The 26,504-nt window shown below is 30.7% G+C and carries 28 protein-coding genes; 4 read left to right on the forward strand and 24 right to left on the reverse strand.

Annotated elements, in window-relative coordinates; translation table 11 throughout:
* Nucleotides 1-36: 36 nt before the first annotated feature.
* Complete coding sequence (locus ACO5J6_RS09295) at nt 37-273, reverse strand: protein rep (RefSeq protein WP_485643590.1); 237 nt, start codon at nt 271-273, stop codon at nt 37-39.
* 18 nt (nt 274-291) lie between these two features.
* Entirely contained in the window at nt 292-540 is a 249-nt protein-coding gene (locus ACO5J6_RS09300) for a hypothetical protein (protein WP_485643591.1), read from the reverse strand.
* A gap of 659 nt (nt 541-1,199) precedes the next feature.
* On the opposite strand from ACO5J6_RS09300, the gene ACO5J6_RS09305 reads away from it, so the two are divergent.
* A complete protein-coding gene (locus ACO5J6_RS09305) occupies nt 1,200-1,463 on the forward strand; it encodes a SemiSWEET family transporter (RefSeq protein ID WP_007070517.1) in 264 nt (87 codons plus the stop codon).
* 589 nt (nt 1,464-2,052) lie between these two features.
* On the forward strand, nt 2,053-2,226 hold the full coding sequence (locus tag ACO5J6_RS09310) for a hypothetical protein (protein WP_485643592.1): 174 nt from the start codon (nt 2,053-2,055) through the stop codon (nt 2,224-2,226).
* Between the two features lie 328 nt (nt 2,227-2,554).
* Here ACO5J6_RS09310 and ACO5J6_RS09315 read toward each other — a convergent pair whose 3' ends face one another.
* The 11 genes from ACO5J6_RS09315 to ACO5J6_RS09365 form a co-directional block, all read right to left on the reverse strand.
* A complete protein-coding gene (locus ACO5J6_RS09315; protein ID WP_485643593.1) occupies nt 2,555-3,736 on the reverse strand; it encodes a filamentous hemagglutinin N-terminal domain-containing protein in 1,182 nt (393 codons plus the stop codon).
* A gap of 1,250 nt (nt 3,737-4,986) precedes the next feature.
* The gene (gene tpx / locus ACO5J6_RS09320; RefSeq protein ID WP_485643594.1) at nt 4,987-5,637 is read right to left on the reverse strand and encodes a thiol peroxidase; all 651 of its coding nucleotides are present in this window, start codon (nt 5,635-5,637) and stop codon (nt 4,987-4,989) included.
* Nucleotides 5,638-5,735: 98 nt separating this feature from the next.
* Nucleotides 5,736-7,490, reverse strand: a complete 1,755-nt coding sequence (locus tag ACO5J6_RS09325; RefSeq protein ID WP_485643595.1) for a DEAD/DEAH box helicase — start codon at nt 7,488-7,490, stop codon at nt 5,736-5,738.
* 76 nt (nt 7,491-7,566) lie between these two features.
* Nucleotides 7,567-8,358: an ABC transporter permease gene (locus ACO5J6_RS09330; protein ID WP_485643596.1), complete on the reverse strand. Its 792-nt coding sequence runs from the start codon at nt 8,356-8,358 to the stop codon at nt 7,567-7,569.
* A complete protein-coding gene (locus ACO5J6_RS09335) occupies nt 8,358-9,203 on the reverse strand; it encodes an ABC transporter permease (protein WP_485643618.1) in 846 nt (281 codons plus the stop codon). Before ACO5J6_RS09335 ends, ACO5J6_RS09330 begins: the two co-directional genes overlap by 1 nt.
* 26 nt (nt 9,204-9,229) lie before the next feature.
* Nucleotides 9,230-10,333 (reverse strand): ABC transporter ATP-binding protein, encoded by a 1,104-nt coding sequence (locus ACO5J6_RS09340; protein WP_485643597.1) that lies wholly within the window; start codon nt 10,331-10,333, stop codon nt 9,230-9,232.
* Nucleotides 10,334-10,466: 133 nt separating this feature from the next.
* Entirely contained in the window at nt 10,467-10,814 is a 348-nt protein-coding gene (locus ACO5J6_RS09345) for a VOC family protein (protein WP_485643599.1), read from the reverse strand.
* A 36-nt stretch (nt 10,815-10,850) separates the two neighbouring features.
* On the reverse strand, nt 10,851-11,378 hold the full coding sequence (locus ACO5J6_RS09350) for a chromate transporter (RefSeq protein ID WP_485643601.1): 528 nt from the start codon (nt 11,376-11,378) through the stop codon (nt 10,851-10,853).
* Nucleotides 11,378-11,920 (reverse strand): chromate transporter, encoded by a 543-nt coding sequence (locus tag ACO5J6_RS09355; protein WP_485643602.1) that lies wholly within the window; start codon nt 11,918-11,920, stop codon nt 11,378-11,380. The genes ACO5J6_RS09350 and ACO5J6_RS09355 overlap by 1 nt, the downstream gene beginning before the upstream one ends.
* Nucleotides 11,921-12,039: 119 nt before the next feature.
* Nucleotides 12,040-13,398: a M18 family aminopeptidase gene (locus tag ACO5J6_RS09360; RefSeq protein ID WP_485643603.1), complete on the reverse strand. Its 1,359-nt coding sequence runs from the start codon at nt 13,396-13,398 to the stop codon at nt 12,040-12,042.
* Nucleotides 13,399-13,621: 223 nt separating this feature from the next.
* Nucleotides 13,622-15,157: a carboxypeptidase M32 gene (locus ACO5J6_RS09365; protein ID WP_485643604.1), complete on the reverse strand. Its 1,536-nt coding sequence runs from the start codon at nt 15,155-15,157 to the stop codon at nt 13,622-13,624.
* Nucleotides 15,158-15,331: 174 nt separating this feature from the next.
* Between ACO5J6_RS09365 and udk the strand changes: the two genes are divergently transcribed.
* Nucleotides 15,332-15,970: a uridine kinase gene (gene udk, locus ACO5J6_RS09370; protein ID WP_485643605.1), complete on the forward strand. Its 639-nt coding sequence runs from the start codon at nt 15,332-15,334 to the stop codon at nt 15,968-15,970.
* A 36-nt stretch (nt 15,971-16,006) separates the two neighbouring features.
* Entirely contained in the window at nt 16,007-17,344 is a 1,338-nt protein-coding gene (locus tag ACO5J6_RS09375) for an FAD-dependent oxidoreductase (protein WP_485643606.1), read from the forward strand.
* Nucleotides 17,345-18,081: 737 nt separating this feature from the next.
* Here the strand turns inward: ACO5J6_RS09375 and ACO5J6_RS09380 are convergent.
* The 11 genes from ACO5J6_RS09380 to ACO5J6_RS09430 form a co-directional block, all read right to left on the reverse strand.
* Complete coding sequence (locus tag ACO5J6_RS09380) at nt 18,082-18,735, reverse strand: hypothetical protein (RefSeq protein WP_485643607.1); 654 nt, start codon at nt 18,733-18,735, stop codon at nt 18,082-18,084.
* A gap of 23 nt (nt 18,736-18,758) precedes the next feature.
* The gene (locus ACO5J6_RS09385; RefSeq protein WP_485643608.1) at nt 18,759-19,403 is read right to left on the reverse strand and encodes a hypothetical protein; all 645 of its coding nucleotides are present in this window, start codon (nt 19,401-19,403) and stop codon (nt 18,759-18,761) included.
* A gap of 228 nt (nt 19,404-19,631) precedes the next feature.
* On the reverse strand, nt 19,632-20,222 hold the full coding sequence (locus ACO5J6_RS09390) for a hypothetical protein (RefSeq protein ID WP_485643609.1): 591 nt from the start codon (nt 20,220-20,222) through the stop codon (nt 19,632-19,634).
* Nucleotides 20,223-20,324: 102 nt separating this feature from the next.
* Nucleotides 20,325-20,861 carry a hypothetical protein gene (locus tag ACO5J6_RS09395; RefSeq protein WP_485643610.1) on the reverse strand — a complete coding sequence of 179 codons (537 nt, stop codon included), beginning with the start codon at nt 20,859-20,861 and terminating at the stop codon, nt 20,325-20,327.
* Between the two features lie 242 nt (nt 20,862-21,103).
* Nucleotides 21,104-21,250 carry a hypothetical protein gene (locus ACO5J6_RS09400; RefSeq protein WP_485643611.1) on the reverse strand — a complete coding sequence of 49 codons (147 nt, stop codon included), beginning with the start codon at nt 21,248-21,250 and terminating at the stop codon, nt 21,104-21,106.
* Between the two features lie 301 nt (nt 21,251-21,551).
* Nucleotides 21,552-22,643: a DUF871 domain-containing protein gene (locus ACO5J6_RS09405; RefSeq protein ID WP_485643612.1), complete on the reverse strand. Its 1,092-nt coding sequence runs from the start codon at nt 22,641-22,643 to the stop codon at nt 21,552-21,554.
* Nucleotides 22,644-22,645: 2 nt separating this feature from the next.
* On the reverse strand, nt 22,646-23,998 hold the full coding sequence (locus ACO5J6_RS09410; RefSeq protein WP_485643613.1) for a PTS sugar transporter subunit IIC: 1,353 nt from the start codon (nt 23,996-23,998) through the stop codon (nt 22,646-22,648).
* Between the two features lie 243 nt (nt 23,999-24,241).
* Complete coding sequence (locus ACO5J6_RS09415) at nt 24,242-24,550, reverse strand: PTS sugar transporter subunit IIB (RefSeq protein ID WP_485643614.1); 309 nt, start codon at nt 24,548-24,550, stop codon at nt 24,242-24,244.
* 38 nt (nt 24,551-24,588) lie between these two features.
* Nucleotides 24,589-24,969 carry a hypothetical protein gene (locus ACO5J6_RS09420; protein ID WP_485643615.1) on the reverse strand — a complete coding sequence of 127 codons (381 nt, stop codon included), beginning with the start codon at nt 24,967-24,969 and terminating at the stop codon, nt 24,589-24,591.
* 18 nt (nt 24,970-24,987) lie between these two features.
* Complete coding sequence (locus tag ACO5J6_RS09425) at nt 24,988-25,317, reverse strand: PTS lactose/cellobiose transporter subunit IIA (RefSeq protein WP_485643616.1); 330 nt, start codon at nt 25,315-25,317, stop codon at nt 24,988-24,990.
* Between the two features lie 413 nt (nt 25,318-25,730).
* Nucleotides 25,731-26,438 (reverse strand): helix-turn-helix transcriptional regulator, encoded by a 708-nt coding sequence (locus tag ACO5J6_RS09430; protein ID WP_485643617.1) that lies wholly within the window; start codon nt 26,436-26,438, stop codon nt 25,731-25,733.
* Between the last annotated feature and the right edge of the window lie 66 nt (nt 26,439-26,504).

Raw genomic sequence — 26,504 nt, forward strand, 5'->3', positions numbered from 1 at the left:
TCATAATTTACGGGGTATCTGCTCTTACCGTGATGTTTACTCTTCCACCAGTTCATGTGGATGAAAATCGTCCCTTACGGGATTGTAAGTAATTTCTGTTTTTCTAACATATCCTTTGTTTATTTCTTTGAATTGCTTCCTTTGTATGAATCTTTTTAAAGCTTCATATTGTTTCTGTAATTCTTTGATTAATTCATTTCCAGGTACATTTGGTACAGTTAAAGTCAAAAATAAAAACTTATAATCATAGTTTTCTCTCAATGTTTCAAGCAATACTCTTAACGCAAAGCTTTACTTTCTGCTCCTTGTGGCTAAACAAATTGGACAAAAGCGGTTTATACATCTATTTGCTTTTACAACCTTTCCAGCAGATGAATCCGCAGTCAAAACTGATTGGGTAAAATTACCACAATCATTAATCCTCTCAAGCGTTTTTTTAGAAAAATGTTTCAAACCTAATTTTTCTAGTTTTTCTTTAGTTATTTGTTTTTTCTCTAATTTGATTAAAATTTCTTCTACTTGTCTTGATTTTGATTTCATTTTATGTTACAATCTATATACGAAGAGTGAAATTATTTAAAATAAAAAATAATTCATATAGAAATCTCCTTTCATTTAAGATATTTATTATAATTAACTTCGCAGCTTAATTATAACATTCAAATATCCTAAAATCAAGGAGATCTTTAATTTTAATTAATTTTTAACAGTTTTTATAGAACTGATTTAATTTTAACTTCTAAGGCGCATATTCACTAGACTACTGATGATTTCATTTCCTGTCAAAACTATGTATATTATCAAGATAAGAAGAAACAAGTTTAAAAACAAATTTTGAGCAGCCATTTTTTTCTTCAAAAAAAAATAACTGCCCTCATCTTTTTGAAAAGGCAGTTATGTTTCTAACAAAGTATATCGTAAAAACGTCATATTTGCCCCAGAAGGGCTTGGGTTTTAATTTTAACAATATCTAGCAATTCATCTCCCTCTTGTAGAAGAGGGAGATGAATTGCAGAACATAACTTGAAATAATAATTATTATATGGTATAATACTCGTACATCAGGGCAGGGACTGCCCGAAGAGCTTGGTAAATATATTTGGCTAACAGAAGCAGATACTTCCCAAGAAGCTCCAACTTCTAAAAGCGGGAGCAGTTCACGTATAAATATAGCTTAAAATAAAAAAGGAGATAATTTTATGAACAAAAAGAAAATTAACACTATTGTTGGTTCAATTGGAGCATTTATTGGAGTTTTTGTGTTTATAACCTATATTCCTCAAATTATCGCTAATTTAGGAGGAGAAAAAGCTCAGCCTTGGCAACCGCTCACAGCTTCAATTTCTTGTCTAATTTGGGTTATTTACGGATGGACTAAAGAACCTAAAAAAGATTTCATCCTTATTGTTCCAAATTTAGCTGGTGTAATATTAGGATTTTTAACTTTTATTACAGCTTTATAAATTTTTATTTATAAAAAGAAAGCCCTTACGGGCCTTTTAAGGCTTAAAAAATGAAAAAGCCAAGTTTTAAATATCGGCTTTTTTTTAGGCCTTAAAGCTATGACAAAACTACAAGGATATTGTGTCTAAAAGCCCCGCTGGGTTTTTTTATCCCAGCAAAAGCCGGGATAAAAAAGACGTTCCGCTGTCGCTCCACTTTTTCATTTGAAAAAATGATCTGGCTTGAACGCTTTGAAATAGTTAAATACATATGGTATAATAAAAATGGCGATAAATAATGTCAAATTTTGAATACTAGATATTCAAAAGAAACTAAATAGTACTTAAGAACCTCGCGGCTTCAGCCGTGAGAGGTTCAGAAAAAGATGGATTTTAAAAGCGATTAAAACAGATGAGTGCATAGCCCTGACTGGAGTAGGGCGTTCAACTTTGTTTAGAATAAAAAAATAGATGAAAGTGGAACAAAAATGAAAATGACAAAAAAAGAAATTTACGAAAAGATATTTCAAATGCTTGTTATTTTGCTTGCTATCGTTATTCTTTACTTTCTTGCCTGTCAGTCTATGGCTGGCAGGTTTTTTATTTGAAAATGGCAGGGGCTTGGGATAATTGGAAAGGCTTTAAAATGCTCCAAAAACGTCCGTACACGCAAGGAAAAGGGGCAAGGCAAGGAATAGGTCGGCTTTGGGTCAAAATGTGCAAAAAACAAGCTTATAAGCAAAAACAGGCTTTTGAATTATTGTTTTTCTTCCTTGATTTCTGATTTTGTGTTTTTGTCAGTCATATTTATCACTTTCTTTTCCTTTTTTTTCAGATGAAAAAAAATACGATTTTTGAAATGAGATTTGCAAAGTAAAACGCTTGCATTTCGATTTTTCAAAAAGAGCAAAAAAGCCCTCGGCGTTTGAGAGCTCGACAGTAATTTTTGAAAAAAATGACAGGCGAGCCATTCATTTTTAATGAATGGAGGAGCCACATACTTTTTTAAGTATGGCAATTTTTGTGAAGCATTTTAAATGCTCTCACATTTTGCCAAACGCGAAAAAAAGTTGTGGTTATTGATATAATCTAACATTTAAAAAAGTAGAATGTCAATTACTTATTATGAGGTTTGTATCCTGTCCTTCCATACTTTCCAAATAAAGATTATCCCCTTTTATATTTATCCTGTCTGAAGCTATCTTCTTACTTCTTATATCCTTTGCCGTAAGGTTAAAGTTTCCTGCCGTTATTTCATTATTCTTAAAGTTACGGGCTGTTATGTCTACATTCTGTCCTGTTATTTCTTTCCTGTTTTCAATATCTTCTGCCTTTATGCTTATACTGTTTCCGTTTATTTTTTCACTGTCCAGATTTTCCGAAGCTATTTCCACATTCCTTGATATTACTTCCTTTATATCTGCATTTCCTTTTATTTTCATTCTTATACTTTCTTCCGAAAGTACGCTTGATTTGAGGTTTACCCCTACACCTTTTTCTGTCGATATGATATTTATCTGTCCGTTTGAATAGATTGAGCCCAATGCTCCTGCATTCAGTGCAAGGGCAGGCTTGTTATCCGATGTTGTAATTGGTGTTACTATCCCTGCAAGACTGACTTCATTTTGCCCCAGTATTATATTTATGTCTTTCTTCCCTACTATTCTTCCTGTCAGTTCCTGTGTCCTTGTTATTATGTCTACCCTTTCTACATCCGATATGTCAAGTCCTTTTTCTCCTATTATTACCTTTCCGTCCTTTGCCGTAAATGATACGATGTCTCCGTCCTGTATGTTTATCTTTCCTGTTACAAGACCTGCCCTGTTTACATTTATGAAGCCCCCTCCGTTTACATATATTCCGTTTTCATTTGCTATGAAAAGGTTTATGGGTCTTCTTGACAGTGCCGATATGTATCCTTCTATTTCACTTCTGTTTGCTCCCGTTACTCTAAATACCATTGTCCCGGCTTCCTGTCCGGGTCTTAAGTTCGGGTTGGGGTTTACTATTCCTGAAAGGTAGCCTCTTCCCACTCCCGTATTGTTCAATATTTCCACTCCCCTGCTGTCCACGTTAAATTCCTTGAAAGAATTTACCGATGTGCCTTTAGGTGAGGGTGTGGATATGTTTATTACGGGAACTCCATTAGGAGCCTTGTCCACATTTACATTCTGCTGTACGTTACTGTCTACTTCTATCCCCGCTCCAAATATATTTATATTCAAAAAGAACAGCAGTAATGTCGCTGTTATCCTCTTTACTATTTCCTGCAATATGTTTCCTTTTTCTTTCATATATGCCCACTTCCTCTATATTAGATTTTGTTATTATATATCTTTTATTTTAACATACTATGTTTTAAATATTTCCTTATTTCAAAAATTTATCAACAAACTCTTTATTACTAAACGCTACAAAAATATGTATCCTAATATTTTAGACTGTAAAAAATATATTTATGAATTCTTCTAAATTTTACAATGAAAAACAGGAAATGAACCTTAGAAAAAATCATCCATTTTGATTTTTTCTTAGTGAATGACTGTTTTGAATGAGTAAAATTTTGCAAATGAAATAAATATATTTTTACAGTACATTATTTACAATATTCTATTTATATCAAAGATAATTACATTAGAACAACGAAACAAGTATATTTTTTACAAAATATCATTTACAATATTCTATCAATTTCACTATTGTTTTCCACTATCATTATTTTTCATTATTATTATCTTTTTATCTTAAAAATTTATCAACAAGTCTTTTATTACTAAATGCTACAAAAATACTTTTATCCTAATATTTTGAACTGTAAAAAATATATTTATGAATTCTTCTAAATTTTACAATGAAAAACAGGAAATGAACCTTAGAAAAAATCATCCATTTTGATTTTTTCTTAGTGAATGACTGTTTTGAATAAGTAAAATTTTGCAAATGAAATAAATATATTTTTACAGTACACTATATTACAGCAAAAACAATTATATTAGAACAACAAAACAAGTATATTTTTTACAACATTCTATTTACATCAAAGATATTTATATTAGAATAATGAACATCCTTCAATATATTTTTTACAACATATCATTTACAATATTCTATCAATTTCACTATTGTTTTCTACTTTCACCATTTTTTATCATTATTATTCTTACTCTTATTAATTTACTTATTGAACATTTTTGTATCAATATTTATTAACAAGCTTAGTAAAAATTTTATATAAAGTTTTTCTTAATTAAAAGACATCAAGTTCATCTTAGTAAAATTATATCTTATTTCTATAAAATGTCAATATTTCAAAAATATTTTTTTTAAAATTTTGAATAAACAAAATTTATGCTTAAAATCAGATATTTTAATTAAAACATATATTGTTTGTTTTTTTCACTTTATGATTTTGATTATATATTATATTATCAAAATTTTACGACTCAAGCATAGCAATAAAAAAATCGTCTTAAGCTAAATATTATCACATAATATTTTAAAAAGACGATTTTTATTATTAAAATTTTTTTATTCAATTAATATTCTATTTTTTCACCATTTCTTTTTCCAGAAATTTCATAGCCTTATCCACATCAGCTTCATTTCCTTCTTCTTTTACATATTCTATATATTTTACAATATTATTTTCATCGACTATCATCAAAGCCCTTGTAAGCAATCCTGCTTCTTTAATTAGTAGACCGTTCTGAATGCCAAACTGATGATATTTATAGTCTGAAGCCGGCTTGAGGCTATTTATCCCGTTACTTGAACAAAATCTCTCCTGTGCAAACGGCGTATCTACAGTTACAGAATAAAATTTCACATCGGGGAATTTTTCTGCTGCCGTATTCAGCATTTTTGTCTGAATGGAGCAGACTTTTGTATCAAGAGACGGTGCAGTATATATAACTTTGACTGTTTTATCCTCAAGTATATTTTTATCTTCCAATTTAGAGTTCATTGTCAACGGTACTTCTTTCAGTTTGTCTCCTATTTTCGTTTCTTTCCCCACAATAGTAACAGGCTTTCCTCCCATTGTTATTTTTAGATTATTTTCAGATTTCAGAGTATCCAAATATTGAGTGTACAAAGTATCTGCTCCTTTGGATTTTTCAGTAGTTTCAGCCTGTGTTTTTCCGCATGATATCACTGCCAATCCTGCTAAAATTGATATTATTAAAATTCTTTTCATACTTGTTTTTCCTTCTTTCCATAAATTTATAAAAGAAAAGCTCAATACAATTTCTCAGACAGAATTTATTGAGTTTCTTTTATAACTATATTTTAAATTTATTTACTTTTTTTCTTCTTTGAAGAAGATTTTTCAGATTTTTTATTTTTTTCTTTTGTTTTTGAACTTGTTTTTGAAGACGTTTTTTTCTCTCCTGATTTTTTGGATTTTTTCGATGTTTCTTTTTCAGATTTTTTTCTGCCTTTTGAACGTCTGTCAGATTTCTTTTCTTCCGATTTACCTGATGAACGCTGCGTCCCTGTAGCTTTTTCGACTAAAGGTTTGGAATCTTTTTTGGAATTCAACGCTCTCATTATATATTCCGCTTCCTGTAAAGGTACAGTTATAAATGAGTATTTATCCATAATTTTAATGTCTTTTACTTTTCTGCCTGGAGTTTTTGCTTTTTTATTTAATAAATCAAGCAGTCTTCCCGGATTATACCCGTCTTTACTTCCAAGGGCAATAAATAATCTCGTTCTGTCATCGATTTTCACTTTTACATCTTCTATTTCACTGTAACTTTCAGGTAGAAACTCATCTTCATAAAAATGTCTCAAAAGAGATGACAATACATGTTTGGGATCTCTCCCGTCAATCAGTTTTTCAGTCAGATGTTCATAGCTTTTATAGTCTTCTTCTTTAATAATTTCATCTATGTATGCTACCAATGCTTCTTCTTTTGCGTTCAAAATTTCGGTTACATTAGGGATAGACTCTCTTTTGATATCAGTTTTTGTAACTCTTTTTATCTGAGCCAGAGTTCTTGCCTCTCTTGGAGTAACAAAAGTAATCGCTATTCCTTTATGTCCCGCTCTACCTGTTCTACCTATTCTATGAACGTAAGATTCGGCTTCCTGAGGTATGGAGTAGTTTATAACATGAGTCAGGTTGCTCACGTCTATTCCTCTTGCTGCCACATCTGTAGCGACTAATATTGTCAAAATTTTCTTTTTGAAAAGATCAAGGGCTTTCTGTCTCAATCCTTGAGTAATATCTCCGTGAATACATTCCGCGTCATAGTTTCTTGCTTTCAGTTTATTTGTTACTTCGTCAACTTCGGATTTTGTTCTACAGAAAACTATTCCGTAAAAATTCTGCGTATAGTCCAGAACTCTGCACAATGCTTCAAATTTGTCTTCCTGCTTTACTTCATAATATATCTGCTCCGTTAGATCAGTCGTCAGTTCCTGTTTTTCCACTTTCAGCAGTTTATAGTCTTTCATGAATTTCTTAGCTATGCTCATTATTGTTTTTGGTATAGTTGCTGAAAAAAACAGCATTTTTTTCTCATCATTAGTTTCTTCAAGGATAAGTTCAATATCTTCGATAAATCCCATATTCAGCATTTCATCGGCTTCATCAAGGACAAAATAGTCAAGATTGCTTACTTTCAAGACTTTCTTCCTCATCAAATCCATTACTCTTCCGGGCGTACCGACTACTATGTCGACTCCCGATTTCAGTTTCTTAATCTGATTTTCTATGGAAGCCCCTCCGTAAACAGCCAAAACTTTTATATCCTTTTTTCCTTTTAATGAATATATCTCATCCGCAACTTGGTTCGCCAGCTCTCTCGTAGGTGCAAGTATCAGAGCTTTTACCGTTTTGTCAGGCTCCAGTGTTTCCAGTATGGGAATACCGAATGCCGCAGTTTTCCCTGTCCCTGTCTGTGCCTGTCCTATTAAATGGGTTCTTTCTTTTAATAATTCGGGTATTACTAACTTCTGTATATCACTTGGTTCCTCAAAACCTTTTTTTCCCAACGCATCAAGCACCTCTCTGCTCAATCCGTAATCTTCAAATCTTTGCATTTAATTTTTTACCTTCTTTCTATTTTTCCTAATTAGAGTATTATATCATATTTTTTCAATTTATCTTAATTATTTTTTATGACAGCATATATTTCTGTAACTTTCTGCTCGAAAGGGAAAGAACTATCGTTCCTACTATTAATATAGTCGATAATGCGTTTATAACCGGTGATACTCCAAATTTTATCATCGAATATATCTGTACAGGAAGTGTATTCGAATTTGTTCCCGTAACAAAACTTGTGATTACAAAATCATCAAGAGACATTGTCATTGCCATTAAAAATGCTGAAATAATCCCCGGCATCATTGCAGGTAATATGACTTTTATCAGTGTCTGCACTTCACTCGCTCCCAAATCTCTTGAAGCTTCCACTATCGAATAATCAAACTCATCCAGTCTTGCCATTATTATAAATAATGAAAAGGGAATATTGAACGTAGTATGAGCTATAAAGACAGTTGTCATCCCCATTTCAATCCCTTTATACATTCCTACCTGCATATTAAAGAAAATAAGGAGAGACACGCCTATTATAAGGTCGGGCAATATCAATGGGATATAATTCAGAAACTTTACATAATTTTTTATTCTTGAATTGTACCATTTTATTCCTATTGCTCCGAATGTTGCTACAGTTACTGAAAATATTGAAGAAGTTATTCCTATTACAAGACTTCTTCCAAAAGCTGTCCACAATTCAGGAGAATTTTGAAACAGCTCTATATACCATCTCAATGAAAACCCGCTTAATGAAAAACTTTTGGAGCTGTTAAAAGATAATGTAATAAGCATGACTATCGGCAAATAAAAAAATATCATCACAAGTACGAAAAATAACAGTGAGATTCTTCTTTTATCATTCATTATTCTTCCTCCTCCTTTTTCATTTTCATTGACAGCCATACTCCGAAAGTCGTTATCACTATAAAAACAGTAGAAATTGCCGAAGCGGTAGGCCAGTCCCTTAGTTGAAACATTCTGTTTGCAATAATATTCCCGAGCATTACTCCGTCGGTTCCGCCTACTAAATCAGGAACTGCATAAGAGCCTATTGCAGGAACAAATGTAAAGATGAGTGCCGTTACTATACCTGATTTTATTCCGGGAATAAACACCCTTATCAATGCCTGAAATTTATTTGCTCCCAAATCGCTGGCAGCGTCAAGAAGCGAGAAATCAAATTTTTCTATTGCCGAATAAAGCGGCAAAATGGCATAAGGCAGAAAAACATATACACTTATTATTATTACCGCATTTCTGTTATATAACAGAGGTAACGGGGTCTTAAGTCCTAAAACTCCTGTCAAAAACTGATTTATTATTCCGTTATTTCCCAATATCGCTATAAATGAAAATATTCTTACAAGAAAATTTGTCCAGAAAGGTATTACTATGAGCAACAACCACAAATTTTTATATTTTGACCTTGATATATAATAGGAAACAGGAATTGCAAGAAACAATGTAATCCCTGTAATCCATATGGATATATTTAATGTCTTGAACACCACTTTCATTATATCATTGGACGTAAAAATCAGATTATAGGCTGATAATGTATGTTTTAAAGGTCTTGCAATTCCTCCATAAGCACCTTTTTTCAGAAAACTGAAATATACTATTATCAAAGTCGGAAATCCGAAAAATAAAGTCATCCATAAACTGATAGGCAAATAGTATGCCCATTTTAGCGGTCCGTTTTCATTTATCTTTTTTACACTTTTTTTTGCCAATATCAGTTCACCTCCACTAAATAAGCATCTTCATAATGCCAGTAAAAATAAACTCTTTCTTTCCATTCAAAAAGCTCTTCTTCAGTCAAAAACTTTCTGTGCTGGTCATATGCGTTAATTATTCTGTTTACACCGTCGACTTTTATAAATAGCTTACTTTGGAACCCTGTATAGATAACTTCGTCTACAGTTCCTTTTATCACTTTATAATTATCATCGTCGGTATATTTAGGTTCCGTATCCACTTTTATTTTTTCAGGTCTCAATGTGAGTTTTACATTGTCCCCGATTTTTACGGGTTTATCAAGTTCTATCTTAAATCTTCCCAGTTCGCTGTTTTCTGCATAACCGTATTTATCATATACTTCGGTAACTTTTCCTTCGATAAAGTTTGTTTCTCCGATAAAGTCCGCAACAAAAGCGTTGGACGGCATTTCATATATTTCGTTAGGAGTTCCTATTTGTAAAACTTCCCCTTTATTCATAACTGCTATTCTGTCAGAAACACTAAGGGCTTCCTCTTGGTCGTGAGTTACAAATACGAAAGTTATTCCAACTTCATCGTGTATAGTATCTAATTCTATTAATAATTTCTGTCTCAATTTTGCATCAAGGGCTGAAAGTGGCTCGTCGAGCAGTAATACATCAGGCTTACTGATTAATGCTCTTGCAATGGAAACTCTCTGTTTTTGTCCCCCTGAAAGATTTGAAGGCATCTTATCCTTATGTTCCTGTAATCCTACCAATTCCAGATATTTCAGCACTTCCTTTTCTATCTCATTTTTAGAAACTTTTTTTATTTTCAAAGGAAATGCCACATTTTCAAATACAGTCATATTAGGAAACAAAGCATAATTCTGAAAAACAGTATTTACATTTCTTTCATTAGGATTTAAACGATCTATAACTTCTCCATTTATAGAAATAGAGCCGCTATCAGGCCTTATAAATCCCGCAATCATTCTCAGTAACGTTGTTTTTCCGCAACCCGACGGACCTAATAATGAAAAAAATTCTCCTTTTTTTATTTCGATGTTGACATTTTTTAAAATTTCTTCTTTCCCAAAAGTTTTTCCTACATTTTTAATTTCAAGATTTTTTTTCAATGTTTTCTCCTTTCAACTCCCAACTATATTAATTTTTTAACTTAAAAATAAGTTTGTAAAATACAAACTTATCTGATTATATCATATTATTTTAAAATTTTATATAAAAATATCAAAAATATTTTCGATATTTTTATACTTCCTGTACAAAGGAAATTCTGTTCCCGTCAGGATCATGTATATCAAATACAAGAACAATTTCATAGTCCTGTATTTCACCAGTTTTTATTCCATTATTTTCAAATGTTTCCTTACAACTTTTTATATCCTCTATCCCAATAATAATCGCACTTTTCTCAATATTTTCATTTCCTTCATATGACAACTGCAACCATGTATCTTTACTTAGCTCGTATTCAGCAACTCCTTCCATTGGAATAACATCAGGTTCTCCAAGCCATTTTTTATACCATAACAATGATTTTTCAATATCACTTACCTGAAAAACGCTAACTATACTTTTTACATCGATTAATTTCATTTTCAACCTCCATAATTTTATATATTTATATATTTCTTAATATATCAATATTCCTACTATTGCAGCTCCAACTGTCAGCCATATGGCATTTACTTTCCATTTCAAAAATAAAAGTAAAGTTACTCCAAATATTATAATACTTTTAAAATCAATAAAATTATCTTTATCCATTAAAAGCAGTGTTGCTGATAAAATAAGTCCTACAACGACTACTCTTAATCCTGCAAAAGCATTGCTTATGTACTTATTATCCTGAAATTTCAAGAAAAATATGCTGAATACAGTCATAATTATGACTGAAGGCATTATCAGTCCGACTGTTGCAACCGTTGCCCCTATCACATTTCCCGTAACGAGATAACCTACATAAGTCGAAGAATTTATCGCTATAGGTCCCGGCGTCACTTGAGATACGGCAACAATATCAGTAAATTGGGATACTGTTATCCATTTATGAATTACTACAACTTCTTTCTGTATCAAAGGAAGAATGGCATATCCTCCTCCAAAGCTGAACAGTCCTATTTTAAAGAACACCACAAATAAAGTCCATAGTTCCGTCATTATTTAGCCCCCTTTCTGTTCATCATCCATATATTTCCCGCTATTGCTCCCACTATTATAACCATTATAGGTGGAAACTTAAACTGTGAAACGAGAACTGCTATTACCAGAACGATAATCAATGTAAATTTATTTATCTTTGCCTGTTTTCCTATAGTATATACACTACCTCCTATAAGTGCCACGACCATAGGTCTTATTGCCTTGAATGCTTTTATTACATAAGGATTGTTCTGAAAATTTTTAAACAAAGCCGCAAGCAGCCATATAATTAGAAATGCAGGTAACACTGCCCCCATAACAGTGGCAAACATCCCCATATATTTTTTTATCTTAAATCCTACGAATACCGCCACATTTATTGCCAAAGCTCCGGGAGATGACTGTGCCAGTGCCAGCAGATTAATAAATTCTTCTTTTTCTATCCATTTCTTTTTATTTACAATTTCATCCTGAATAAGCGGAACCATAGCATAACCGCCCCCAAGAGTAAAAGTCCCTATTTTGAAAAATATCCAAAACAGCTCAAAATATGTTTTCATTTTGTTCTTCTTTCATAAAAATACTTTTTATTTTATTATACTAAAAATAAGGTTATTTTGCAATTTTCTATTATTACAAAATAACCTCGATTACAATCTGGTTTATATATACATCTCTCCTAATTTTTATTAAAAAATTCTTTGGCAAGTTCCTTTAAATAAAATACATCATAAATTCCGCACAACTCCCTTACCGAATGCATCGCCAGCATAGGTACACCCAAATCTATGGCGTCTATATCCAGATGAGTAGAAGAAATAGGCCCTATGGTACTTCCTCCCCTTTCATTGGACTGATTTACAAATGGCTGTATTTTGATGTCAGTTCCTTCTATTATCTGTTTCAGTACCGAAATGGAAAATCCGTCAGAAGTATATCTCTGATTGGCACTTATTTTTATCGATATTCCTTCATTTATCCTTCCCCTGCTTGTAGGATCCGTCTTATCCATATGCGCAGGATGAGCCGCATGGGCTCCGTCAGCAGACAGCAGGAATGAGCAGTTCAACATTTGTAGAAATTCTCCTCTGTCATAACCTAATGAACACATTATTCTTTCGAGGGTATTCAAAAGATAATTTGAATCAGCTCCCTGTTTTGTAGCACTTCCTATTTCCTCATTATCAAAACCTACAAAAATATTTATCTGGTCATGAATATCTTCCGCTTCTATCAATCCTAAAAGCCCTGCATAAACTGACACAAGATTGTCAAGTTTAGGAGCGGAAATAAGTTCTTCATTTGCCCCTAACAATGTTCCTTTTTCAATAGAGTATACAAACAAGTCAAAATCAAGGACATCTTCTTTTTTTATGCCTGTTCTGTCCAATATTAGGTTTAACAAATAATTTTCTTTTTCAAATTTATCATTCACCAGTGCTATCATAGGTAAAGTATCATTCTGTTTATCGATTTTTACACCGTTATTTACTTCTCTATTTTGATGAATAGCAAGATTAGGTATTGTCATTAACGGCTCATCTATTTTTATTCTTACTGTTTTAGGCATAAACAGATCATCACTTCTCACAATTACTCTTCCTGCTATGGACAGAGGTCTGTCAAACCATGTACTCAGTATAGGACCTCCATAAACTTCAGTATTCAGTCTTATCACATTTTCAGTCATCATTTCAGGATAGGGCTTTATTCTAAATCCTGGCGAGTCGGTATGGGAACCGAATATTTTAAATCCCTTTTTCAAATTTATCTCTGTTCCCAATGTAAAAGCAATCACTGTTGAGTTTGATCTTTTCAAATAATATTTTCCGCCTTTTTTTAATTTCCATTTATCTTTAGGGTTCAGTCTTTTAAAACCGTTTTCTTCCAAAATGTCTGAACAATTTTTGGCTACATGATATGTACTCGGACTGTCATCAATAAATTCCACAACTTCTCTCGCAAAACTTTTTACTTCCATATCTTCAAATTTTTTCTGGATTTTTTCAATTTTTTTCTGTGTCTGTATCATAACCATTTTAAAATCGAATTTTTTAGTAAAGTTTTATTTAAAATTCGATTATTCTCCTTTCTGTTTCAAAATCTTCTCTATTTCAAATCATAACTATTTAAATTATGTATTTTTCAAATTATATTTTTTAAATCATATTATTTTGAATTATATATTCTTAAAATTACATATTATTCCAAATCATATTTTTAAAATCACATATAATTTCAAATTATATTCGGCTCTTATATTATTTCAAATCATATATTTCGGAAAATTTTTCTTTTAAATAGTTTATATAATGTTTTGAATCAAAAGTTTTCCCTGTCATATTTAAAATTAATTCTTTAGGATTTTTGAGCTTTCCATATTTATGGATTTTTTCTCTTAAAATATCGTTAATCTTTGAAAATTCTCCTTTTTCCAACTCCTTACTAATGTCTACCCTTTCATTTATAGCATTATATATCTGGGCTGCATAAGCTGTTCCCAAAGCATAGGACGGAAAATATCCGAACAATCCTTCAGCCCAGTGAACATCCTGTAAAATACCTTTCTTATAAGTTTCAGGTCTTATCCCTAAATATTCTTCATATTTGTCTGCCCATTTTTTAGCAAGTTTATCAGTATCAGTCTTTTCATCAGGATTACTGAAGATTTCTTTTTCAAGTTCGTATCTGATGAGAACGTGTATCGGATAAGTCAGCTCATCTGCGTCTGTTCTTATAAATGAAGCCTGCACCTCATTGGCAAATTTATAGAAATTATCAAAATCTATTCCTTCTTTTTTCAGTCCAAATACTTCATCCACTTTCGGATATAAAAATTTTAAAAATTCTTTGCTTCTACCGAACATATTTTCAAAAATTCTCGACTGGGATTCATGTATTCCCATTGATACTCCTGTTCCGAGTATACTGTCGGCTATTTTATCATCTATATGCTGCTCATATAAGGCATGCCCACCCTCATGTATAGTAGAATAAATTGATGACAGCAGGTCATTTTCATAATAATGGGTTGTAATTCTTACATCTTTATTGTTTATATTTGTCGTAAAAGGATGTTCGCTTTCTTTGAGAACTCCCTTGTCAAAATCAAATTTTATAAGATTTAGGATATACATTGATAATTCTTTCTGTTTTTCAATATTAAAAAACATTTTTCTGAATTTTTCTTTTATTTCCTTTTCCTTGTCTGATTTTTCTTTTGAAATGATTTTCTTTATGAAAGGGGATAACTCATTTTTTATATTTTCAAAAAATTTATCCAATTCCTCTACAGTAATTTCAGGTTCATAATCATCAAGCAATGTATTATAAGGATTATCTTTATATCCTCTATATTTTATAAATCTTTTATTAAATTCTATCATATCACTCAAATAAGATTTGAAAATGTTATAATCATCCTTGTTTTTTGCTTCTTCCCATTTTCTCGTGGAAACTACTCTCAGTTCGGAATATTTTGTATGCTCTTCTTTAGGAATTTTTTCCAGCTTTTCAAAAGATTCTTTTTTCAATTCTTCTATTATTTTTCTATCAATTTCATCCAATTCATCAGTATCTATACTATACACAAGATTTTTAAAATCTTCATTTATAATCATCGAATAACTTTCTCCTGCAAAATAGCCCAATGTCTTTGAAACCCTGTCGACTGCCATAGCAGGAGCTTCCGTTTCCAAATCCCATTGTAATAAAGTCATAGCATGAGATAAGGCATTATTATTTTCCAATATTTCCTTTACTTTTTTCATTTTTTCAGTTTCTGAACTTTTACTCATAGCAAAAACTCCTTTCATCTTATATTTTTACTTCTTTTTATTTAAAATTTAAATTCTTTACTATAATGATATACCATTTATTCATTTGATTATGCTTAGTTTTAATAAATTTTCTTGAAAATTTTCCTCATCTGTTATATACTTTTTATAATGATTACAGGAGGCTGATTTTTAATGGATTATAAAACAATAATTGTAGGCATTGCAGGAGGAACCGCTTCAGGTAAGACGAGTGTTACAAAATCTATTCTCGAAGAATTGCAGAAAACTCATATCAACTCTATCTTGTTGGAGCAGGATTCGTATTATAAAAAAATGGATAATCTGACTTATGATGAAAGAGTTAAATTAAATTACGATCATCCTGATTTGATAGATTTTGACTTACTTGAAGAACATATCCTTAAACTTAGGGACGGTCATTCCATTGAAAAACCCATTTATGATTTCCAGATTTACAACAGGATAAATGAAACCGAACATATAGAGCCTGCAAACCTTATAATAGTCGAAGGCATTCTCATTCTGGCAATGGAGAAAATAAGAAATCTGTTTGATGCAAAAATCTTTGTAGACACCGATGATGACGAAAGGCTCCTGCGTAGAATAGAGCGGGATTTAAAAGAACGGGGAAGAACTTTTGAAAGCATTAAAAATCAATATATGGCTACGGTAAAACCAATGCATCTGGAATTTGTCGAGCCGTCCAAAAGATATGCGGACGTCATCATTCCGAGAGGAAAAGATAATAAAGTCGGAATAAAAATGGTCTCGAGCAGATTAAGATATTTACTGAATAATCTTGTAAATTAAATATTAAAATAAAATAACACGAAAGCAGGTAATAAAATGAAAATAGCTGTAATTGGAGGCGGAGCAGCAGGAATGATGTTCTCCACTCAATATAAAAAAGCAAATCCCGACCATGAGATATTTCTTTTTGAAAAATCTCCTTATGTAGCGTGGGCAGGTTGTCCCACTCCCTACTATATAGCGGATGAATTATCAATAAACGATGTAGTTCTGGGAACTGCTGAAGACTTTATAAAAAGGGGAGTAAATGTAAAAATAAATCATGAAGTAACAGACATTGACTTTAAAAATAAAACATTAAACGTTGCAGGTAATGAAATCAACGGTATTTTTGGCTATGATAAGCTTGTGTTAGCTGTAGGTGCAAAATCCTTTATTCCTAATATAAAAGGATATTCTCCCAAACTTGACAATATATTTACTCTGTCTCACGCAGCAGACGCCATAAAAATAAAGGAATACATCACGAAAAACAAAAGCACTTTGAAAAATGCCCTAATTGCGGGTGCAGGATTTATAGGTCTTGAAGTTGCTGAAAATTTTAAAAAATTAGGATTAAATGTAACTATCGTAGAAAAAGCGGGTGAAATTTTGCCGTCAATTTCGGAAAATTTGAAAAAAGGTATCTACAATGAAATAAAGGAAAGAAACATCGACTTGAAATTAAATGCAGGAGTAACGGAAATTATTTCTGAAAACGGTATTGCCAAATCCGTAAAATTGGACAACGGAGAAACAGTAAGTTTTGACATTGCATTATTCAGTATCGGGATTACTCCAAATATAGAGTTTATTCCTGAACAGCTTGAAACAGATAAAGGAAAAATAGTTGTAAATGACAAGTTTGAAACTAACATATCAGATGTTTATGCTATAGGAGACTGTATTTTCAATAAATATTACAATACTGACAGAAATTTATATGCTCCTTTCGGAGATGTTGCCAATAAGCACGGAATGCTTCTTGCCAAACATCTTTCGGGACAGGACATACACTGGAAAGGGCTTTTAAGATCCTTTGCTACATCATTTTACGATATTAAACTTGCTCAAACAGGATTATCTCTTCAGGAAGCTTTGGACTTAGGATATAATGCCGAAAAAATAGAGATGAGGGCAATGTATAAAAATTCAGGGTTCGCAGACTCGGTTCCTGCCCATACAGAAATAATCTATGATAAAGATAAAAAAGTTCTGCTCGGAGGAGCAATGGCTGGAAAAGAAGCTGTAGCACAGTTTATAGACCAGATAGCTATAGTTATCACTCTCGAAACGCCTATTGAAAAGTTCATTGATATTGATTTTGCTTACTCTCCTACGAATGCAAGTGTATGGAATCCTTTACTTGTTACTTATAGAAAAGTCATTAAATAAAAATTATTATTTTGCAACTTAAAAATATCAATTTAAAAATATTAATAAAAAAGGCTGTCTTATAAAATAAAAATATCTGATTTAAAAAATATATCTTAAATATGTTATATTGCTTTTACAATTCAAAATATAACTAAATAAAATAGCGACAATCAAGAATCTTAAATATACTATATTGCTTTTATAATTATATATATATTCCCGTATTTGCCTAAGAACACGAATGATCTTAAATATGTTCTGCTTCTACAATATTTATTTTTATAGCTAAAAGACAAATATTTAAGATTAGAAAAGATTGGTACACCGCTTTTACAGTACTTATTTTTATAGGTATATTATTTATTGCTTTTCATACATTTTTATTTTATAAGACAGTTTTTTATTTTATTTTTAACTATACTAAAAATTTTCTTTTTGATTTTTGAAATATTTTTTGCGCTTTTTCTCTCAATATATTACTTTCTTTGTTGTAAATTTTATTTTCGAAATATTTTTCACATTCCTTTTCTTATTTTATTTTTTCTTATTTCATAATGTATATTAAAAATTTTCCTCGATAAAACTATTTTTAAAGTATTTTGTTCTTCATTTAATCTCATCAAACTATTATTGATTTTGAAATAAAACTGCTCTTTCAGATATTAAATCTCTTATGTTTCATAAATAGATTAAAAATCTTTTATTTTAAATTTTGATTACAAATACTTTTTATAATTTTTATAGTTTTTAACATTCTATTCTTTTAAAATGTACATCCAACTTTCCAAACCTTTATAGTCTTCTAATGTTTCTCCATTTCTATCTAAAAATTCCCTTGTCCATTCCATTTTATTTTCTATCCCTTTATCTGAAAGAATTTTTTTCTGCTGTTCTTCTGACAATCCGCTCTGATATTCTCCTGTTTTTAAATCTAAGACAAAATAACCGGTACACTGTTTTTTTAGAAACTTGGTATTATTTTCTTTTTCCGAAATATTTTCTTTACTTTCTATTATTTTATTTCCATTTTGATATATCCCTGCCCCTTTTATTTTATCTCCATATTCAGATTTTCCAAAAAAATATTTTTTGTCCACATCGTATCCTGCCAAAAGTAATGTGCCACATCCTATTTTAAGATTTTTATCATTTTTTACAATATTATAGGAAAACAATCCGGATATTTCTGATCCGACATTAGTTTGGTTTTTCCCTATTACTTTTAGAACATATTGTTCATTCTTTATTTCAAAAACATCTATATAATTATGACTATGGCTACTGCTGACATCTATAAATGATTTTAAAATTAAATGTACTGTCATTGAGAGAAGTAAAAAACTGACTACCATACAGAAAGCCATAATTACTATGAAAAAAATTTTGACTATTTTTAAAAAAACTTCCATTTAAATAACCTTTCTATTTTTTATCAATTTTCCATCCAATTATCTATTTCATAATTAACGATTGTTTTTCCATTTGTATCTAAAAATTGTTTTGTCGGTAACATAGTATCGGATATTTTTTCATCCGAAAGAATTTCGTCCTGTTCATTTTCGGATAATCCTCCCTGATATTCTCCTGTTTTTAGATTTAAGACAAAATAACCGGTACATTCTTTTTTAAGAAGTTCGATACTGTATTTCTTTTCTATTTCAGTCATATCCTCTTTAGAGCCATTTCCGTATATTAGTTCATCACCATTTTGATAAATTCCAAATCCTATATCATCAGTTCCATATTCTACTTTTCCATAAATGTATTCTCTTAAAGGTTCATATCCTATTAATAGGAGTTTTCCACATCCTATTTTAAAATTTTTACCGTTTTTTATAGTTTCATAGAAAAAAATATTAGTTGTTTCTGTCGGTGTACCGTCATAAGTAGCTTTTCCTATTATTTTTAAAGTATATTTTTCTTTCTGCCTTTCAAAAACATCTCTACTTGGTCCCCTCCATGATACTATATGATAAATTATGTATATAACTGTACTTGCCACTAACAGACTCATCAATGAAAGTAATGCTACAAATAATACTAATATTATCTTCCAAAAGTTCAGCTTTCTTTTCATTTTGATAATTCCTTTCCAATAATCTATTATTATCTCATCTCATACACCAATATTATTATATTTTACAGAATTATCTTATAAGCATATAATTGACTGCTTTTGAGGCTTTACGTATACCTAATTTATCCAGATGTTTTTCATATCCTTTTCTCGTTTCACTACTTATATCGAAAAATTTTTTTTATTTTGATTTTTTGACTTTAAAAGACCTCTTATAATTCTTATATTTTAATTCCCAAAATCAGACATCCAACTTTCCAAGCCCTCATAATTACGTATAGATTTTCCGTTTTTTTTCAAAAATTTCTCTATTGTTAGCATATTGGTTTCTATCCCTTTATCTGAAAGAATTTTATTCTGTTCATTTTCGGATAATCCGCTCTGATATTCTCCTGTTTTTAGATTTAAGACAAAATAACCGGTACACTGTTTTTTTAGAAATTCATTATTACTACTATATCTGCTTCCTATCATTTCATTTTCATTTTTATATATTCCATATTCTCTGTTTTCTTTGCCATATTCAGATTTTCCATAAAAATATTCCTTATTTAAATCGTATCCTGCTAAAAGAAGCGTTCCGCAACCTATCTCTTTTATTTTTTTGTAATTTTCTTTTTTCTCATAGAAAAAAATGTCTGTTGTATATTCTGCTCTTCCATCATAGTTTTTTTCTCCTATTATTTTTAAAGTATATTGTTCCCTTTTCATTTCAAAAACTCTTGTATAATCTCCTGTACATCTATATAATGTAAATATTATTATTATACCTACTAATATATCAAATATCAGTCTTTTAGATTTCAAAATCTTTTTCATTATAACAAAATCCTTTCCTAAATTATCTAACAGGTCCGTTTTTTTCTCTAACTGTATTGGAATATCCTCTTCTTAATTTTTCAGATATTTCGGATACATTCTTTACTTTAAATTTTTAGGAATATCTTTTACTGAGAGATTATAAGGTTTACTATTTTTTAACTCCTGTTTACCTGTGTTTATATTAAAAATATCTACAGCATCTTCAAATGAGTCAAATAAAGAAGGAGTATAACTAAAATTTACTACATATTCTCCGTTTTTTTTCTCAACTGTACCCTTGACATCCTTAATCCATAAAGTTGTACTTCCCCATTCAAATCCTCTAGCAAGCTCTAACTTTACAGGATATTTAACATTTTCTTTATAATTAATTGGTATTTTCTCTCCTTCTTTCATTTTTTTAGCTTCTACTTCTATCTTTTCTCCAATTTTTCTTAATCCTTCAGAAAATCCTGCTTTTACAGCCGTTAAATTCATCATTCTTTTATATTCAGCAGGAAATTTTTCTAAATATAATACAGGATCATTTAAATCTTTCCCAGTACCTGTATGTTTCCCTTTTTCTAAATAAAAATTTCTTACTTCTTCATTTGCTATATAAAGGGAAAGATATATACTTTTAAAACCTTTAAACACTTTTCCTGAAGCATTTTTTTAATGTACTTCTTTCTCTTCCAAAGTACTTGCTTTTCTCGACTTTTTTATATCTTCTTCCATTAATTTATCCTTATTTTCTAAATTTTTTTCAAATATTTTTTCTAATATTGATTTTCTTATACCACTAACTTCTTCATTTTTTTTAGTTTCACGTTTATTATTGGGATTAACTAATAATGTGTTTTCAGATTTTGCTTCAGACCTTGTTATTTTATGTTTTATTATTTTTTTGCTTCTCTTGCTAATTTTGGAATGGGTTTCTTATTTTCATAAAATCCCATTAATTCTTCCATACTTTTATCAATTTTATCCAAACTGTCATCCTTCACTGTTATTTGTTTTTTCTTTTTCCTATTTGATTTAGACATAATTTTCTCCTTTTTTATATGATTTTTTAGTATTTTTATAAAATTTTTTTTACTAATTATTTTTATATTTCTATTCTACTACAGTCAGCTATATTTTGTCAAATTTCAAAATAAATTTGACATACTATTTTTTTATAAAAATAAAGCTGTCTTATATCTGCTCATAACAAACTGATACAAAACAACTTTTAAAATTTTTATCTTTTATATTTTTTATTTTCTTTCTGTAATTCTTTTTCCTTATTTTTTTAATCCTTTAATTCTATAATTATTATATCAAAATTATATAGTTTTTCCAAACCTACTTTTCGGAAAAAGCAAATTTCTGCCAAGGTTTTATATAATCAAGAATAAACTGCTCATGCTCTGCTATTTTTCCCACTACGTTAGATTTTCCCGTATTTTTCATATCCTTCAAAGCTATCATAAGCTCCCCTGCATAATGGCCGTATTCACTGCTTTCTATTATTATATCTCCTCTTTTTATCATTTTAGGTGCATTAAACAATTTGAAATTATACCCTTTATATTTCACTCTGCTGTCGGTAGACCTTATAACATTTTCCGAAGTATCTCCCCTATTAAAATGAAATTCTTCCAATATAATTTTTTTCTCAATTTCGGGAATATCTGAAATTAGCTCCACAGAAAAACTTGCCATGTCTTTTCTTACATTTTTCAGTTTTTCAAGCTCCTCGTCTGTAGGATAGCAGTTGGATATTATAATATCATCTATCGTTTCCAAAGCAGCATAATGTCTGAACTGGGTTTCCACAGGCAGATATCTGTGCATTTCAAGGGTAGGCAATCCCTGTGTTACAGGCCACGGTCCGAAAGTATTTTCAGCTTGTGATGTTATAAATGCCGCTGTTCTTAATCCATATTTTGTAAAATTTTCCGTACATTTGTTAAAAAATTCTATTCCAAGTCCGGTATGAGCATGAGGATAAAAATTATGACAACCTATAAGATTATGTTTATTAGGTTTATAGTCCATTATAGTATCTATATAATGTGTATCCATACTCATATTTATTTCTATTTTCAAACCTTGTCCCTTAAAAGTCATTATACTTTCCTGCAATCCTGTAAACCCCATATCAAGTCTTATTCCGTCTGCTTCTATCTCCCTAAAAAACGATAAATCTTCGTAGCTTATTCCTAAATCCGAAAATACTCTCGGACTTACATCCAGAATTATTTCAAATCCTTTGGATTTAGCATACAAATTTATTTTTTTAAATTCTTCCTTGATTTTTTCCTTTTCTTCATTTACAGACAAAAGACAGCTGAATATCCTTGAAAATCCTGCTTTACCGGCTTTATTAATATACTGTTTCAACGTTTTTTCATCAGTTTTTTCAGGGTAAATCGAAATACCAAGTTTTCTCATATTTATTCTTCTCCATTATTTTCTTCCTGATTATTTTTCTCTTCTTCCACCATTTTTTTGTCATATACTTTAAAAAATGGATAATATATCAGGATAGACGTAAATATCAGGAAAAGACTCAACAGTACCGCTCTAAAATCACCATTTGTAGCAAGAAATGCTCCTATAGGCCCCGGCAATGTCCAAGGAGGTGTAGATGTAACCTTATTTACCCAGCCCATTTTTGTAAAGAAGTAAGCAAGACTTGAGTTTATAACAGGTACCATAATAAACGGCGGTAAAAGTATAGGGTTTAATACTACCGGACAACCGAAAATAATAGGCTCATTAATATTGAAAATCGTAGATAATATTGAAGTTTTTCCTAATGTTCTTCCGTAACTTGATTTTGACACTGTTAAAAGTAACAAAGTAAGTCCGATTGTAGCTCCCGAACCTCCTATCCACACAAACCACTGATAAAAAGGCTCTGCCGCTATATGAGGAATGGCTTTCCCATCAGCCAAAGCCGTACCGTTCTGTTCAAGTAATGTCAGCCACAAAGGTCTTACTATAGAACCTACGATAGAATCTCCGTGTATTCCGAATGACCAGAAGAATGTTATCAGAAATACTACTACCTGTACTGAAACCCATGAATCTGCTGCTATTACAAGAGGTTTTATAATTGTACCTACTATTTTATGTAAATCTTTTTCCCACCAGTAAGTGATAGTTGCTACTATTAAAATCACTATTAATGCAGGTGTCAACGCTTCAAAAGACCTTGCAACGGAATGAGGAACTCCTTCAGGCATTTTTATTTTAAATCCTGTAGTCGATGTAAATCTGTATACTTCTACTGCAAATATGGCTACCAATATACCTACAAAAAGTCCCGCAGAACCCAAATTTGCCATAGGCATAGCGTATCCAAGTCCTTCCTGTAATGTTGTTGCTCCTTTTGCTCCCTCCTCAGCTATTATCTGAACTTCTTTTCCGTCTATTGTCTGAGTAACTACAAGTATTTCCTTTACAACTTTAGGCACTATTGTCAATAAAAATCCACATGTCGCCAATATCGACCCTGTTATACCGTCAAGCTTATAAGATTTTGCAAGACTGTTTCCTATTCCCATAACAGCATAAAGTCCCATTATGAACATTGTCATACGGTAAGGAAGCAATATTTTCAATATATTAGTTTTAGCCCATACGGATATTTTCCATTCAGCCGGGAATGGCGGAAATGCAACAATCAGAAATATTGACCCTACTATTATTAGAGGTAATGTTGCTATAATTCCGTCACGGATAGCTCTTAAATGTCTCTGTTCGGAAAGCTTTGCCATTTGCATTGATAATTTTTCTAACATATAACTTTTTCCTCCTAATATTATTTTTTATTGTTATTTAAATATTTAATTTTTCATAATTTATTATCTGAATATCTATTATTCAAACATTATTTTTAAACATTATTTTTCAAATATTACTATTTAAATTTGTGTAATTTTTTGAATTCTATTTTTAAAATTTTTTCAATAATTTCTTTTATTGCTTAATTATTTTCATAACTTAATTTTCATATTTCACTGCTATTTCCAAATTTCCAATTTCTATTTTTTTAGTAAATCCTGTATTTGTTTCAACAATTTCGGACCGCCTAAAGGGCTGTACGCCTGAGGCTGTATCATTTCGCATGGGACTCCGGCTTCCTTTGCCAGTGCACTCAATGTATCAAATCGGTGTCTTACCTGAGGAGCAACCATTGCAACGTCATAACCGTTTTTCACCTCTTCCTCAAACTTTTGTGTACTCACTGCTAAAACTTGAATATCCACCCCTTTTGCTTTTGCTTCTTTTTCAAGGGCATTTACGGCTATTGCACTTGACATCCCTTGAGAACATACAAACAAAACTTTCATAATTACCTCCATTTTTAAGTTGTATTTTATTCTTTAATTTAAAGAAGTTTTATTCCAAAAAACCATAAATAGGCTATTGCTCCAAAAACTGCTCCCATAACGGCATACTGTATCCAAAAACTTTTTGAAAATCCTTTTTTTGAATCCATAAAATTTCGTACCCATACAAATCCGAAACTTGAAACAAACATACTTCCTAAAAGTATTCCTATTCTCACATCTTTTATTCCCACAAAACTCAGCAAATACGGAACTATTACTGAACCTATCAGACAGCTTATTATTACTGCAAATGCAGATTTAAAACTGAAAGGCTTTATTTCATTTTTTTCTTCTTCCCGTTTAATCTTTTCTTTTTCCTCCCTTTCCTTTAGTTTCTCATCGTGTTTCGCATTATATTTTTTTACTTTCCTTTTCATATTATTCCCCCTATTTTTTTATGATTTTTCCAGTTTTTCTATTCTTTTGTACATTTTTATCATACACTCAATAAGTGATTTCGCTTCCACTGCTGTCATAAGGTGGTCCTGAGCATGTACAAAGAGAACAGTAACTTCCATATTATCACCACTGGCTTCGGACTGTATTATTTCAGTCTGAATATTATGTGCTTCCAATAAAGATTTATCAGCTTCCTTTAATAATTTGTCGGCTTCTTCATAATTTCCTTTTTCAGCTTCAGCCAATGCTTCATAGGCTAATCCTTTAGCAGTCCCTGCACTATTTACAATATCAAATACTATCAGTTCCAGTTTTTCCTTGTCCATATGTTTTTCCTCCTTCGTTGTAATATTATAATTTTTTTCTGACAATTCTATATTATAAGTATAACCCTAACTTTGATTTTTTCAAGAGCAGATTTTAAAATTTTTCAAAAAAATTTTATAAAAAAAACATAACTCCTGAAATTAGGCGATATAATTCAGATGTTATGTTCCGTATAAAATTAAAAAATAATTTTTTTAGTAGATTATTTTATGTCCTATTAATACTTACTATTTTGTCCAAATTTTTCCAAAAGTTAATAATTTTTCCTTTTTATATTATAAAATGTTCTATTAATACAGGAATTTTTATTGTCCTGATAGATGCTTTTGTTTTATTTACATTACAAAATATTCTATTAATATTTTAAATAAATAATTCAAAAAATAAACTATTCAGGCAGTAAAATAAGTTTCTACTTCTTCAATTTTTTATTTTTTCTGTTTTCTTCCTGTTCCTGTCTTTTTATTATTTGTACATAACGATACACACTGGCTTCAGACATTCCCAAAGCCTTGGCTATTTCCACAACTGCACCTTTCAGGAGAAATATTCCTTTTAAATAAAGGACTTCTATGATATTCAGTTTGTCCTGCTGCTTCAAATAATCTATAGACACATTTTGAGTTGAGAGAACATCACTTATAGCTTCCCTTGCTACTTCTTCTATTGATCTTGTCAGATTTTCCGAATCTATGTTTTCATTATTTATATTTATCTCTTCTTTTACGAAAGTTTCCTGTAACTTTTTCATTGCAGAAAATAGACTGTCAAATACTGCCTCATCGGTATTGACACAAATCATTCCTATCAGTTCTCCCTCTTCCCGGATAAAATAAGTCGATGATTTCAACGCCTTATTAAACTTTCCTATACCGATATAATTGGCAATGAAATCTCTTTCTTCCTTATCACTTTCTTTCAGTATTTTTAATACTAAATCTGTCGCAGGTGCTCCGACTTCACGATTGGAAATATGATTATTTCTGATTGCTATTACTGAATGGTCAGGGTTTCCCAAATCATGTAATACGATTTCGCTGTTTTTTCCTAAAACTGCTGCAAGAAAATCCACAAGCGGAATATATTTCTGTAATTTAGAATTTGTATTCAGATTATCCATTTTTATTCTCCTTGTACTTTGCTAATTCCCAAATTAGCAGAGAAAATAAATTTATAGTCGCTTTTG

This window comes from Pseudoleptotrichia sp. (assembly GCF_057270515.1).